This window comes from Parasphingomonas zepuensis, assembly GCF_036663735.1.
Classification (GTDB): Bacteria; Pseudomonadota; Alphaproteobacteria; order Sphingomonadales; family Sphingomonadaceae; genus Sphingomonas.
Genome location: NZ_JAXOJO010000009.1, coordinates 33,860 through 47,664, shown reverse-complemented (window position 1 = coordinate 47,664; position 13,805 = coordinate 33,860). Strand labels below are relative to the sequence as shown.

Sequence of the window (13,805 nt, the reverse complement as noted above, 5' to 3'; positions counted from 1 at the left end):
GTTCAGTCGATCCATCCTCACGACGTTTGTCCTCTGGGGAAAGGACAGACGGCCAGCGCGCGGCTCGCTACCCCCGGTGGAAACCCGGGAGAAATGTGGATGCTAGCCGACAACAAGGTCATCATTACGGTCGCCATCAACGGCGGTATGCAGCAGGATCGCGACGGCGCGGTCGTGCCCAAGCAACCAGCCGAAATTGGCGAGGCCGCGGCGCGCTGCTACGAAGCGGGCGCGGCGATGGTGCATTTCCATGCGCGCGGCCCGGACGGCGCGAACAGCGGCGACAAGGCCATCTATGCCGAGGCGATCCGCGAAATCCGTGCGCGCTCGCCCATCCTTATCCAGACGACGAATGGCATCGGCGTGCGCCGCGATCCGGCCACCGGCCAGTTGCACTGGCCATCGGACGAAGAGCGGCTGGGCATCCTCGCGATCGATCCACCGCAGGACCTGTTCGGCATCGCGGCAGGTTCGGCCGACTTCTACAATCCGGGTGGCAACTATCCCGGCGAAACACCCTATGTGAATTCCCCCGAACTGCTGAAAAGCACGATCAAGGCAGTTTACGCGCGGGGCTCCGCCCTCGAATATGAAGTGGTCGAGGCGAGCGCGCTGCACCGGCTCCTGCGCTACGCCAATGAAGGCATTTTCGATCGCGACCGCGAGAATATGTGGCTGCTGCATGGCGGCGGCTTCGGCGCCACTCCGGCCATCGCGCGCAACGTGATTTTCTCGATCGATGAGGGCCTGCGCCTTTTTCCCAAGGCGATCGTCGGCGTCACCGCGACCGGGCACGACATGTTCCGCTTCGTCACGCTGGGCATGGCAATGAACTGCGATCTGGTCCGCGTCGGCCTGGAGGACAGCATCCACCTGCCCGACGGATCGGTCGCACGCGACAATACCGAAATGGTGCGCGCCGCAGTCGAGATCGCGGCGATTTACGGCGCCACGCCCGCGACGGTGGACGAGGCACGCGCACGGTTCGGCCTGACCTCCTGATCTGCGCTGTCCTTCGCGTGAAGGACATATTCGGGCGCGCAAAGCCGGTAGGCCGCAAAGAAACATGAAAATGATGGGAGAGCGTATGTCGAACCGGCTTTTAACGCTGCTGAGTGGGACGGCCCTGAGCCTGGTATCCGTCGTGGCGCATGCGCAGGAAGCGCCGGGCGACGCTGCGGCTTCGCCCCGCGCGGAAGCGTCACAAGGCGATTCCGTCGGGCTGGAGGATATCGTCGTGACCGCACAGCGGCGCGAGGAGAATCTGCAACGTGCCGCGGTCTCGGTGACCGCCGTGTCCGGTGATACTCTGGCACGGCGCGGCGTGACCACCGCGGCGGACCTGACTCAGGTGGCGCCGGCGCTGCAGGTCTCGCCCGCGGCCGGCCCCTATACCGTCTTCACCATCCGCAGCGTCAGCAACTTCGGCGGCAACGCGTTTTCGGATCCCGCAATCGCCGTCAACCTGTCGGGGGTCTATCTCGCGACGCCAACGGCGGTACAGGGCCTGTTCTACGATCTCGAACGCGTCGAAGTACTGAAAGGGCCGCAGGGGACGCTCTATGGCCGCAACGCGACGGGCGGCGCGATCAACATCCTTCCACGACGCGCACGGATCGGCGACCGCAGCGCCCTGCTCAATCTGGAAGTCGGGAATTTTGAGCGCGTGGCGGCCTCCGGCGCGGTCAATCTTCCACTCGGCGACCGCAGCGCAGTGCGCGCCGCCTTCCAGATTCTCCACCGCGAAGGCTTCTTCTCCGATGGAACGGAAGACGAGCTGGGCCAGGCGGCGCGCCTGTCTTACCGGTTCGAACCGTCCAGCGCGGTCACGCTCGACATCGTCGGCGATTACACGCACCAGGGCGGGCGCGGCGGCGGCGCCACCGTGCGCAAACGCTGCGCAACGGGCGCCTGCTTCATCGGCGATCCCTGGACCAGCCTGTCCGATCAGGATGCCGCCTATGCTCCGCTGGCGCCGCAAAGCGAGCGTCAGTTCATCGATAGCCATTATTACGGGCTGCTCGCCAACGCCGATATCAGGACCGACTTCGGCACCCTGACGCTCATCCCGGCGTACCGAAAATCCAACATCCAGTATAATTCCACCCAGGCGGGCTTCCAGATTCTGGAAAAGCAGCGGCCGGAACAGGTGTCGATGGAAGCGCGGTTCGCTTCGCCCACCGGGAATCGTTTCGGCTGGCTGATCGGCGGCTATTATCTCCACACCAGCGCGTCGGCGCGGTCCAACACCGAGAGCGCGGCAGCGCGGACCTATAGCGACCAGCTGATCAATACCTCGGGGGAGACGGCCGCCGCCTTCGGCCAGCTGACCTTCGCCGTTACGCCGGCACTCCGGTTGACGGGTGGCCTGCGCTACACCTGGGAACGCAAGACCAGCGACAGCGAACGCTTCACGGTGCGCAACGTGCCCGGCCCCGATCCGGTGATACCCGTCATTCCCGTCGGGGCCCCGGCATTCGTGGTCGATCAGTCGCTGACGTTCGATGCGGTGACGTGGCGCGCGGGGGTCGAATTCGACGCGGGTTCGCGCTCGCTGATCTATGCCAATGTCGGGACGGGGTTCAAGGCGGGCGGCTTTTTCCTCGGCCCGCCCGGCGCAAACACCTACGCCCCGGAAAAAGTCACTGCCTATACGGTCGGGACGAAGAACCGGTTTTTCGACAACCGCCTGCAGATCAATGCAGAAGCGTTCCTCCTGAATTATCGCGATCAGCAACTCGGATACGTCAAGCTGATCCCGCCGGCCGTGGTGCTCGTCACGGAGAATATCGGCCAGGTCCGCACAAAGGGTGTCGAAGTGGAGGCGGAGGTGCTGGTGACCAGCACGACCCGTGTCGGCCTGCAGGCGCAGTGGCTCGATGCCAGGGTCAACGAGCTGGTGTACAACACGATCGCGACGCCGGCCGCGACATCGCAGTGCCGGATCACCGGCACGATCGTCGATTGCAGCGGGCTGCGGGCGTTACGCTCGCCGGAATGGGTATTTGCCGCCTCGTTCGAACAGAGCTTCCCGCTGGCCTCGGGCGATCGTATCGTCGCCAACGTCTTCAGCCGCTATGAAGGGCCGCGCGAGCTGGACATCAGCTACATCCCCGAAACGCGGGCCGGCCGTTCGACCCGGACCGACGCCGTGCTGACCTATCGTTTCCAGGGCAACGGCCTGAGCATTAGCGCGTACGTCAACAATATCGAGGACAAGGTCGTCATCAGCAACGCCACGCCGAATCCGTCCTATTCCGCCAATGGCGTCGTCGCCGCGACCCTGCGCGCGCCACGGACCTTTGGCATGCGATTGTCGGGCTCGTTCTGAAACCGCTCCAGCGCGCCCGGCAGCCCGGCGCATCCACGTCGACGCTCGTCATCGTCGTGACGTGCGCCCTGGTCTATTTCCTCGACGGGCTGGTCCATACGATCATGGGCCCGCTCGCGCCGGAATTCGCGCCCGCGCTCCGGATCGACAGCACCGATCTCGGCCCCATCTTCTCGGCCAACCTGATCGGCCAGTGCATCGGCCTCATCGCCTTTCCGCCGGTGGCCGCGCGGTTCGGCGACCGGTGGACGGTGGGCCTGACCCTTGCCGGCTTTGGCGCCGCCCAGGCGGCCACTGGCCTGGCCGGCAGCGCATCGGACCTGTTCTGGATGCGCTTGCTGACGGGCGTCCTGCTCGGCGGCTGCCTGCCGAGTTGCCTCGCAATGGTCACCGCTGCGACGCCGGATCGGCGCCGCGGGCTGGCCATCACGGGGCTGTTGACCGGCTATGGGCTCGGCGCGGCGATGGCCGGCATGGTGGCGGTCACGTTCGTCGGGCTGGGCGGGTGGCGCGTCGCGATGGCCGCTATCGGCATAGTGTGCCTGGCGAGTTCGGTCGTGGCGCTCATATTCCTGCGCAATGTAGGCGATCAAGCCGCCTCGACCGAGGAGACGCAGCCCGATGCATCTCACGAACCGGGCCCGAATCCGCTCAGTCTTCTGTCGCCGCGGTATCGCCTCGGCACCTTGATGCTGTGGCTGGTGTTCATATCGATGCTCACGATCAGCTACTGCCTGAGCTCATGGCTGCCAGTGCTCCTGGTCCGCCTGGGCCATGATTCAGCGTTTGCGGCGATGGCTCTGTCGATTTTCTCGTTCGGCGGCATTGTCGCCGCCCTTTGTGTCGGGCTGCTGGTCGATCGCTATGGCGCGCAGCGGGTGATCGTCGCGTTCATGCTGATGTCGGCCGTGCTGTTTTTGGCGACAGGGCAGATCATGGGTCGGTCGTCAGCCTATGTGCTGCAGGCGATGCTGGCGCTGTGCGGCTTCTTCGCGCTGGGTGCCTATGCCGGGGTGAACGTCATCCTGGCCAGCTTCTATCCGCACCGGCTGCGATCCACCGGCATCGGGTGGGCAAAAAGCGTCGGTCGCATCGGGACCGTGGCTGCGCCGGTGCTGATCGGGTCTCAGCTCAAGGCCGGTATCGCGGAAACGACGATCCTTGCCTCCTTTGCAGTGCCGGCAGTGGTGGCTGCAGTTGCCTTGCTGGCCATGAACGTGTTCAAGGGACCCGGAATTGCTGCTGAAGGGCCATAAGCCCCAGAGTCGCTTGGAGAGCTGAGTGTCTTATCTCCGCAAGATCGAGGAGTGGCGTGCTCCCGTCTCGATGGGGGCGATCTACGAACGCCTGCTGGAAACCGCGGGAACCGAGCAGTTCGGCGCGGCGATTCACGATGCCGTGATGACGGTTACGGGCGGCGCCCGCAGGATCTATCTCTTCGAAGCGACGGGTCGAGAGAATAGCGACCTGCAATATTTCTTCTGCGAACCGCGGCTGGAGGCAATGCTGCCGGCCTATAGCCAGCATTATCACAACATCGATCCGGTATGCGACGCTTACAGCGCGGCCCCGTGCGTCAGCGACATCGCGATCCAGCGCATCCGCCCGGCGGACATCAGTTCCGACGATTTTCGCCGACGCTTCTTCGATCAGGCCGGGATCGTCGAACGCGTTTCGATCATCCAGCGCGGGCCCAATGCGTGGCGAGTCATCAACGTCTCGCGGCACCGCTCGACCGGGCTTTTCAGCGACGGAGAACTCGATGCGCTCCTCGGGCTTGCTCGCCTCGCGCTACCGATGTTGCCGCTCAACCGCCGGCGTTCGATAGCCCGATTGCCCAGCGCTCAACATGTCGAGCGGCGGCTGCACCATCTTTTCCCCAATCTTACCCGGCGAGAAAGCGAAGTGTGCGCCCGCGCCACGGTCGGCATGTCGGTCGAGGCGACCGCGCTCGACCTCGGCATCGCGAAGACGAGCGTGATGACCTATCGCAAGCGCAGCTATCAGCGATTGGGGATCACCAGCGTTCACGAACTGTGCGCGCTCGTCTCGCACTGAGCAGGGCCGCCAAAGGCCTGCACTGAAGCGCGCTCACGCCAGCAGCAGCACCAGTCCCGCGGCCAGCGCGACCGCCGCGGTCGTACCGTGGATGCCATAAGCGGCCGCGCGCGTCCCGCCGCTGCGCAGCACGATCACCATGTCGCCGACGGGAATGAGGCTGGCGGCGACCATGAAGGCGCCGAGCGGATGCGGCGCCTGGTTGGCGAGCAGGATCAGGATGAAGATCCCCGAAGCGATGTCGCGCACCCCCTTCGTATGGAGCCAGGTATAGGCGTCCCGGGCTCGGGCTCCTTCTGCCGCCGCAACGCCGAACCCGGCCGCGGCTGTCGTCGGCGCCAGCAGGAAGCGGGCGCCGATGAAGATGATGCCGATGCCGATCGCGCCGGCCACGATGGAAGCAATGATAGTGGACATGCTGGTGTCTCCCTTGGACACCATTTATCTATCAACGCTAGAAAACATGTCAATGATATATTCTAGCGTTGACAGATTTTCGAGCGTGGGTGAAACAGGGGTATGTCCATCACCGAAAGACGCCGCCGCGAACGCGCCGATCGCCACGCGCTGATCATCGCCACGGCGCGCAATCTCGCCGAAGCCGAGGGGTGGGAAGCAGTTACCACGCGTCGCCTGGCCGACCTGGTGGAGTATAGCCAGCCGGTGCTTTACAGCCATTTCGACGGCAAGGACGCGATCGTGCGCGCCGTCGCGATCGAGGGCTTCGGCGAGCTCGCCGCCCAGCTACGCCAGGCAAGGTCGGCCGGCGATGCGCCCAGGCCGGCCTTGCGGGCGGTCTGCAGCGCCTATCTGGCCTTCGCCGCGGAGCAGCCGGCGCTCTACCAGGCCATGTTCGTGCTGCCGATCGACGTGACCTTCGCCAGCGAAGATACGCCGCCGGCCCTGAGGGCGGCCTTCGCCGAACTGGCCGACGCGCTCCGGCCCTTCGACGCGCACCCCGATCTGCGGGCGGAGGTCACCTGGGCCGCGCTGCACGGCCTGGCGGTTCTCACCCGTGGCGGCCGCGTCCCGCCGGATGGCCAGCAGGCGCGCCTCGACCTGCTGGTACGCCAGATCGTCGTACGCGGCGATGAGCGCGGATAGCGCGCCTGGCGGCATACAAGGCGAACGCGGTCGGGATAGCGCGCCCGCGCCCTGAATAGCCCCCGCCCAGCGGCCCGGCCGATTCAACCCGATCCGCATCCATGCTGAAATCTCCCGACGCCCCATGACGGGGCTCGACGGGAGTGCGCACGATGCACGGGAAATCGGCCTCAGGCTATTGCCGAAGAAAATACCATGCCATTGACATAAGTCTGCAAGAATATGTAAATAAATCTACAAGAAAAGTGCGGCGCTTTCTAGATGCATCTATAGATTGCCGGCAGCATGAAAATGCCATCCTCCAATAATGGCCTCACAGGCTTCAAGAAAAGCTTCAAAACGCGCCTCTCGCAAGCGGGTGACATAAATCGGCGATTACTCGGAAGGATCGCGCAGATCGCCACATTCTCCAACACCGGTTCACGGCCGTTACTGTATCGCCGTGCCGGCACCGGGGCTGCCGATTATGGCCAGCACGCACCTTCGCTACTCCCACCCTCACGGCCTCATGGCAGGTCGGCCATCTCGTACAGCGGCCGGATCTCGATCTCGCTCGGCCCGGGCATCGGATTGGGGCAGCGCTTCACCCAGGCAAGCGCTTCGTCCATGTCCTTCACCTCCCACAGCCAGAAGCCCGCGACCAGCTCACGCGTCTCGGCGAAGGGCCCATCGATGACGGAGCGGCCAGGCCCGTCGAACGCGACGCGCTTTGCCTCGGAGGTCGGCTTGAGGCCGTCGGCGGCGAGCAGGATGCCGGCCGCGCTCAGCTCGTCGTTGAACCTGCCCATCGCCGCCATCATCTCCGTCGCCCAGGGCGAGGGATCGAAACCCTTCTCGCTGTCCTCGGTCGCCTTCACCAACACCATCACCCGCATCGTCTGTCTCCTGGCTGGAGCCGGCCTCTCTGGCCTGCATTGGAACGACGAACGGGTTTCGCGGGAATCGACACCGCCGCGCAAATTTTTTCGCGCGTGCCGCAACTGGACTCCTGCAAGGTGGCGGATGCCTAACCGTCTGACTTTCCGGCTTGACCCTCATCCGCGGCTGCGCTCCACTCGGGACAGGGGGATTTCATGGATCACGATATCGAGTCGAAGCGCGCCGGCGCGTTCGAGTTCACCGGGGACTGGCGCGAATTCGCCCCGATCGCCTTCAGCAACCTGCTGCTCAGCATCGTGACGCTCGGCATCTATATTTTCTGGGCGCGCACCCGCGAGCGGAAATATCTGTGGAGCCGCACCCGCTTCATCGACGACCGGCTCGAATGGATGGGCACCGGCCTGGAACTGTTCATCGGCTATATGCTGGCGATCATATTGTTCTTCATCCCCTTCGCCGCGCTGAACCTGTTGCTGCAGGGCCTGCTGCTCCGCGATCATCCGGGCGCCGCGGCGCTGCTTGGCCTCTGCCTCTATCTCTTCCTTGTGTATCTCGCGGGCGTCGCGATCTTCCGCGCCCTACGCTACCGGCTCAGCCGCACCTACTGGCACGGCATCCGCGGCGGATCGAACGCCCAAGGCTTCGCCTTTGGCTGGTCCTATCTGTGGCGGACGCTGGCCGGGTCGCTCGCGCTGGGCCTGCTGATCCCCTGGTCGATGACCAGCCTGTGGAACGAGCGCTGGAATCAGATGAGCTTTGGCCCGCACGAGTTCGAGTCGAATGCGCATCCGGATTCGATCTTCCTCAAATTCCTGCTCTTCTATCTCGCCCCGGTCATCCTGTTCGTCGCGGGCATCGCCGCCGTCATGATCGGCATGTTCGCCGGCATGACCGGCATGGGCTCGGGCGAGGCTGGACCGCCGCAATCGCTGCCGGTGATGCTGTTCGTCATTGGCGCGCTTCTCTATCTGGGTTTCTTCATCGTGCTCGGCGTAATCGCGATGATCTATTACGCCGCCTATTTCCGCGAGGTGGTGGGCAAGCTGTCGCTCGGCGGGCTCGAATTCGATTTCAACGCGCGCACCTGGGACTGGATCAAGCTGTTCCTCGGCAATTTCGCACTGGTCGTGCTCACACTCGGCATCGGCCAGATCTTTGTCGGCTATCGCAACTGGATCTTCTTCGTCCGGCATGCGAACGCCTATGGCGAGGTCAGCCTGGACGACTTCACCCAGTCGACCACCAAACAGCCCGGCCAGGGCGAAGGATTGCTGGATGCATTCGACATCGGAGCCTTCTGACGAGCCGATCGAGGCTGGCGCGGACCCGGTTCGCGTTTGGCATTATGACGGCGAGAGCGGCCTGCGCTATCAGCCCTTGTTCGAGACCGAAGGCTCCAGCTTCCGGCTGACCGAACGGGATCGGGTGTGGGGGCCGTTCACCTTTGCCGATCTCGTCGCGCGCGACGCGATCGACGGCGATGCGATCTTCGGGCTGAAGCATCGGCCGGGCTGGCGCATCGGCTTTGCCGGCGGCGTGCCGGCGGACATCGCTGCGCACCTGCCCGGCGCGGTGCGCTATGGCCGCCTGATCGACCGGTTCGGCCTGTGGCGATCGGTAGCCGTCTTCGCGGTGCTTGCCGCGCTCACCGTCTTCCTGGTGCTGCGCAGCCCGGCCGCGGTCGCCCGCATGGTGCCGCCGTCGGTCGAGCAGCGGCTGGGCGATCTGATGGTCGGCGATCTGGGCAACCGGGCGTGCACCACGCCGGCGGGCCTCGCCGCGCTGACCAGGATGGTGCGCCGGATCGATCCGGGCGACCGCCCGATCGAGGTGCGCGTCGTGCATATGCCGATCGTCAATGCGGTCACCCTGCCCGGCGGCAAGATCGTGATCTTCGACGAGCTGATCGAGAAAGCGGCGTCGGCCGACGAAGTGGCCGGCGTGCTCGCGCACGAGATCGGCCATGTCGAGCACCGCGACGTGATGGAATCGCTGCTGCGCCAGCTTGGCCTCAGCGTGATCCTTGGCGGGCTGGACGGCAATATCGGTGGCTATACCAACACCTTGTTGTCGGCGACCTATTCGCGGGGCGCCGAGCAGCGCGCCGACGATTTCGCGCGGGAAAGCATGGGCAAGGCCAGGGTGTCGCCGCTGGCGACCGCGCAGTTCTTTCGCCGGCTGTCGGGCCAGACCGATGTCAAAGGCGCGGCGAAGATGCTCAACTATTTCTCGAGCCATCCGATGTCGAGCGACCGCGCAGCTCAGTTCACCGCCGCGGCGAAGGGACGCACCGATTTCACGCCGGTCCTGACAGCGGGGGAATGGGCAAGCCTGCGATCGATCTGTTCGGCTGATCCGGATCGGAAGACGGAGAGCGGGTTTCGTTTCTGACGGCCTGGCGCCGCTGCTGGAATTTTATTATAAAACATTGAAATTCATGGTTTTAATTTGAATGCTTGAAACAAGAGATATGGGACATCCCGGTGTCCCATATCTCCCTGTGCGGAGAGGCCCGCGTCACTCGATTCAATCATTGCCGTGCCGGCGCTATGCCCCGATCATGAGTTTCATCTCCACCACGCACGGCAGCCGGTATAAGGGCATGGCATGACCGATCCCGCACCGACCGCTGCCCGCCCCGCGCTGGCCTATCATCTGACCGAGGGCACGGGGCCGACGATCGTCTTCCTGCCCGGCTATGCCTCGGACATGACGGGCAGCAAGGCGCTCGCGCTCGAAGCCTGGGCGAAGGCGCAGGGCCGGTCGTTCCTGCGCTTCGACTATGGCGGCTGCGGGCAGAGCGAAGGCGCCTTCGAGGATCAGACCCTGGCCGGCTGGCGCGACGATGTGCTGGAGATGATCGACCGCGCTGTCACCGGACCGGTCGTGCTGGTCGGCTCCTCGATGGGCGGGTGGCTGATGCTGCTCGTCGCGCGCGACCGGCCGGATCGGATCGTCGGCCTGGTCGGTATCGCGCCCGCACCCGATTTCACTGATTGGGGTTTCACCACCGACGAGAAGCTCGCGCTGCTCCAGCAGGGCCGGATCGAGCGCCCATCCCCCTATTCGGACCAGCCGACGATCTTCACGTCGCGCTTCTGGCAATCGGGCGAGGCCAACCGGCTGATGTCCGGCACGATCGCGATCGACGTGCCGGTACGGTTGTTGCAGGGCCAGGCCGATCCCGACGTGCCGTGGCATCGCACCGTCCAGCTTGCCGAACTGTTGCGTTCAGCCGACGTGCAGACATGGCTCGTCAAGGACGGCGACCACCGTCTGTCGCGCGATGCCGATATCGCGCTGCTCGTCCGGGCGGTCGAGGATGTGATCCAGCGCTTATGATCCTGTTGTTTTTGCTTGCCGCCCAGGCCGTCCCCGCATCGGGCCCGGTAGCCGGCCCTCCCGCCCCGACCGAGGAGCGGTTCGATCGCTGCGTCGATCTCGCCACCAGCGATCCGCGCGCGGCCGAGGACGAGGCCGGGCGCTGGCAGCGCGACGGCGGCGGCTTCCTGGCGCACCAGTGCCTCGGCATCACCTATGCCAACCAGACGCGGTGGACCGCCGGCGCCGCCGAATTCGAGGCAGCGGCGCGCGGCGCCGAAGTGGCGCGGGATCGGCGCGCCGCGACCTATTGGGCTCAGGCAGGCAATGCCTGGCTCGCCGGCGGTGACGCCTCGAAGGCGCTCGGCGCGCTGAATGCTGCGCTGGCCGCGGGCACACTCGAGGGCGTGCAGCGCGGCGAAGCCAATCTCGATCGGGCCCGTGCCCTCGTCGCCGGCGGCAAGCTGGCCGCGGCGCGCATCGATCTCGATCGCGCGCTCGTCGATGCCGCGGCCGATCCGCTCGCCTGGCTGCTGTCGGCCACGCTCGCCCGGCGCATGGATGAGCTGCCCCGCGCGAAGAAGGACATTGCCGAGGCGATCCGCCTCGCCGGCGACGACGCCTCGGTCCAGCTCGAAGCCGGCAATATCGCCGCGCTGGCCGGCGACGAAGCCGGGGCGAAGACAGCGTGGAACGCCGCGGTCCGACTCAGGCCGGAAAGCGACGCAGCCCGCAACGCGCGCAACGCTCTGCGCCAGTTCGATGCCCCGGCGACGCCTTCCGTCCCGACGAAACCATAGCGAGCGTTCTGGTGAGGGCTGGCAACCCGCTTCCCGCGCGCCTATCTCGCCCGGATCAAGGAGGCCCGCCAATGAAATATCTCCACACCATGATCCGCGTCACCGATCCGGACGCAACGGTCCGCTTCTTCAAGCTGCTCGGGCTCAACGAGGTGCGGCGGATGGAAAGCCAGCAGGGCCGCTTCACGCTGATCTTCCTGGCCGCGCCGGGCGAAGAGGGCAAAGCCGAGGTCGAGTTGACCCATAACTGGGATCCGGAGGAGTATGACGGCGGGCGCAATTTCGGCCACCTCGCCTACCGCGTCGACAATATCTACGAGACCTGCCAGCGGCTGATGGATGCAGGCGTGACGATCAACCGCCCCCCGCGCGATGGTCACATGGCGTTCGTGCGCACCCCCGACAACATCTCGATCGAGCTGCTCCAGGACGGCCATCTCCCGCCGGCAGAGCCCTGGGCGTCGATGCCGAACACGGGCGTCTGGTAGGATGGGCGCGGCGACGCGCGCGTTCCTGACGATGACCGGCGCGCGCCTGCCCGTGGTGCAGGCGCCGATGGCCAATTTCGGCGGGACCGAGCTCGCGATCGCCGCGATGGACGCCGGCGCGGTCGGGTCGCTGCCTTGCGCGGTGCTCGATGCGGACGCCGTGGTCGCCCAGGCAGCGACGGTTCGCTCGGCGTCCGATGGGCCGCTCAACCTGAACTTCTTCTGCCACAGGCTCGGCGCGGCGCCCGACGAGACCGCCTGGCGCGCCGCGCTCGCGCCCTTCTACGCCGCTGAGGGCGTGGAGCCGCCGTCCGGCGCCCCGCCACTGCGCCGGCCGTTCGACGCGTCCATGGCCGACGCGGTCGGCACCGTCCTGCCGGAGATCGTCAGCTTCCATTTCGGCCTGCCCGACGAAGACCTGCTCGATCGGGTGAAGGCGACCGGCGCGCTGGTGTTCGGCTGCGCCACCAATGTCGCCGAGGCACGGTATCTGGCGGAGCGCGGCTGCGATGCGGTGATCGCCCAGGGGTTCGAGGCTGGCGGCCATGCCGGCCATTTCCTCGCCGGGCATCGTCCGGTCGGGCTGCTCGCGTTGGTCCCGCAGATCGTCGATGCGATCCATGTGCCGGTGGTCGCCGCGGGCGGCATCGCCGATCCGCGCGGCGTGGCGGCGGCGATGGCGCTGGGCGCCGCCGCGGTGCAGGTCGGCACGGCCTATCTCCGCACGCCCGAGGCACGGCCGAACGCGGTCCACCAGCGCCGTCTCGAAGACGCGACGGCTGACGACAGCGTGTTCACCAACCTGTTCACCGGCGGTCTCGCCCGCGGCCTGCGCAATCGCCTGATCGATACGCTCGGCGCGGTGAGCGATGCTGCCCCACCCTTCCCTTATGCCAGCGCCGCGCTGGCCCCGCTGCGCGCCCAGGCCGAACATCAGGGCCGCGGCGACTTCTCGCCGCTCTGGGCGGGCCAGGGCGTCGCGCTCGCCCGCGTCGAACCCGCCGCCGTCCTGACCGAGCGGCTTGGCGCTGCCGCCCTTTCCTCCGGGAGCCTTGTATGACTGACCTCGAGATCGTCCGGATTCCTGCGCTGAGCGACAATTATATCTGGCTGGTCCATGATCCGGTGTCCGATCAGACGACGGTCATCGATCCGGCCGAGGCAGCGCCGGTGCTGGCCGAGGCCGACCGGCGCGGCTGGCGGATCGGACAGATCTGGAACACCCATTGGCACCCCGATCACACCGGCGGCAACGCCGCGATCAAGGAAGCGACCGGCGCGCTCGTCTCCGGCCCGGCCGCCGAGGCAGCGAAGATCCCGACGCTTGATGTCGAACTGGCCGAAGGCGATAGCGTGAAGCTTGGCGACCATGTCGCGACGATATTGGAGACGCCCGGCCATACCGCCGGACACATCACCTTCCACCTCGCTGGCGACGCAATCGTCTTCACCGGCGACACATTGTTCGCGATGGGCTGCGGCCGGCTGTTCGAGGGCGACGCGGCACAGATGTTTGCCAACATGCAACGGCTCGCGGCCCTGCCCCCGGAAACGATCGTCTATTGCGCGCATGAATATACGCAGTCGAACGGCCGCTTCGCGCTGGTGGCGGATCCGGACAATGAAGCAACGCGCGAACGGATGAAGGCAGTCGATTCAAACCGCGCGCACGGTGTGGCGACTGTGCCGACGACGATTGCCGAGGAACTGGCCACCAACCCCTTCCTGCGCGCTGGCTCGGCGGCCGAACTGGGCGAGCGGCGCGCGGCCAAGGATGCTTTTCGCGGCTGATCCGCTATAAGGGCAATGGGGGAAGAGAGAGGA

The 13,805-nt window shown here is 66.0% G+C and carries 14 protein-coding genes; 12 read left to right on the top strand and 2 right to left on the bottom strand.

Annotation, left to right across the window (positions count from 1 at the left end):
• Positions 1-99: 99 nt before the first annotated feature.
• The 4 genes from U1769_RS23745 to U1769_RS23730 all read left to right on the top strand — a co-directional run bounded on the left by U1769_RS23745 (position 100) and on the right by U1769_RS23730 (position 5,389).
• Positions 100-1,002 (top strand): beta-keto acid cleavage family enzyme, encoded by a 903-nt coding sequence (locus U1769_RS23745; RefSeq protein ID WP_332720637.1) that lies wholly within the window; start codon positions 100-102, stop codon positions 1,000-1,002.
• 85 nt (positions 1,003-1,087) lie between these two features.
• On the top strand, positions 1,088-3,331 hold the full coding sequence (locus tag U1769_RS23740) for a TonB-dependent receptor (RefSeq protein ID WP_332720636.1): 2,244 nt from the start codon (positions 1,088-1,090) through the stop codon (positions 3,329-3,331).
• Positions 3,332-3,387: 56 nt separating this feature from the next.
• Positions 3,388-4,587, top strand: coding sequence for an MFS transporter (locus tag U1769_RS23735; protein ID WP_332720635.1), 1,200 nt, complete (start codon positions 3,388-3,390; stop codon positions 4,585-4,587).
• A 25-nt stretch (positions 4,588-4,612) separates the two neighbouring features.
• Positions 4,613-5,389 carry a helix-turn-helix transcriptional regulator gene (locus tag U1769_RS23730; protein WP_332720634.1) on the top strand — a complete coding sequence of 259 codons (777 nt, stop codon included), beginning with the start codon at positions 4,613-4,615 and terminating at the stop codon, positions 5,387-5,389.
• Positions 5,390-5,422: 33 nt separating this feature from the next.
• Here U1769_RS23730 and U1769_RS23725 read toward each other — a convergent pair whose 3' ends face one another.
• A complete protein-coding gene (locus U1769_RS23725; RefSeq protein ID WP_332720633.1) occupies positions 5,423-5,806 on the bottom strand; it encodes a DUF4267 domain-containing protein in 384 nt (127 codons plus the stop codon).
• 102 nt (positions 5,807-5,908) lie between these two features.
• On the opposite strand from U1769_RS23725, the gene U1769_RS23720 reads away from it, so the two are divergent.
• Entirely contained in the window at positions 5,909-6,493 is a 585-nt protein-coding gene (locus tag U1769_RS23720; protein ID WP_332720632.1) for a TetR/AcrR family transcriptional regulator, read from the top strand.
• A 506-nt stretch (positions 6,494-6,999) separates the two neighbouring features.
• On the opposite strand, the gene U1769_RS23715 is transcribed toward U1769_RS23720, so the two are convergent.
• The gene (locus U1769_RS23715; RefSeq protein WP_332720631.1) at positions 7,000-7,368 is read right to left on the bottom strand and encodes a YciI family protein; all 369 of its coding nucleotides are present in this window, start codon (positions 7,366-7,368) and stop codon (positions 7,000-7,002) included.
• A 198-nt stretch (positions 7,369-7,566) separates the two neighbouring features.
• Between U1769_RS23715 and U1769_RS23710 the strand changes: the two genes are divergently transcribed.
• The 7 genes from U1769_RS23710 to gloB all read left to right on the top strand — a co-directional run bounded on the left by U1769_RS23710 (position 7,567) and on the right by gloB (position 13,772).
• Positions 7,567-8,673, top strand: a complete 1,107-nt coding sequence (locus tag U1769_RS23710) for a YjgN family protein (RefSeq protein WP_332720630.1) — start codon at positions 7,567-7,569, stop codon at positions 8,671-8,673.
• Entirely contained in the window at positions 8,648-9,763 is a 1,116-nt protein-coding gene (locus tag U1769_RS23705; RefSeq protein ID WP_332720629.1) for a M48 family metallopeptidase, read from the top strand. The genes U1769_RS23710 and U1769_RS23705 overlap by 26 nt, the downstream gene beginning before the upstream one ends.
• A 216-nt stretch (positions 9,764-9,979) precedes the next feature.
• Complete coding sequence (locus U1769_RS23700) at positions 9,980-10,714, top strand: alpha/beta hydrolase (RefSeq protein WP_332720628.1); 735 nt, start codon at positions 9,980-9,982, stop codon at positions 10,712-10,714.
• The gene (locus tag U1769_RS23695) at positions 10,711-11,493 is read left to right on the top strand and encodes a tetratricopeptide repeat protein (protein WP_332720627.1); all 783 of its coding nucleotides are present in this window, start codon (positions 10,711-10,713) and stop codon (positions 11,491-11,493) included. Before U1769_RS23700 ends, U1769_RS23695 begins: the two co-directional genes overlap by 4 nt.
• 71 nt (positions 11,494-11,564) lie before the next feature.
• Complete coding sequence (locus tag U1769_RS23690; RefSeq protein WP_332720626.1) at positions 11,565-11,981, top strand: VOC family protein; 417 nt, start codon at positions 11,565-11,567, stop codon at positions 11,979-11,981.
• A gap of 1 nt (position 11,982) precedes the next feature.
• A complete protein-coding gene (locus tag U1769_RS23685) occupies positions 11,983-13,041 on the top strand; it encodes an NAD(P)H-dependent flavin oxidoreductase (RefSeq protein WP_332720625.1) in 1,059 nt (352 codons plus the stop codon).
• Positions 13,038-13,772: a hydroxyacylglutathione hydrolase gene (gloB, locus tag U1769_RS23680; protein ID WP_332720624.1), complete on the top strand. Its 735-nt coding sequence runs from the start codon at positions 13,038-13,040 to the stop codon at positions 13,770-13,772. Before U1769_RS23685 ends, gloB begins: the two co-directional genes overlap by 4 nt.
• Positions 13,773-13,805: the final 33 nt, after the last annotated feature.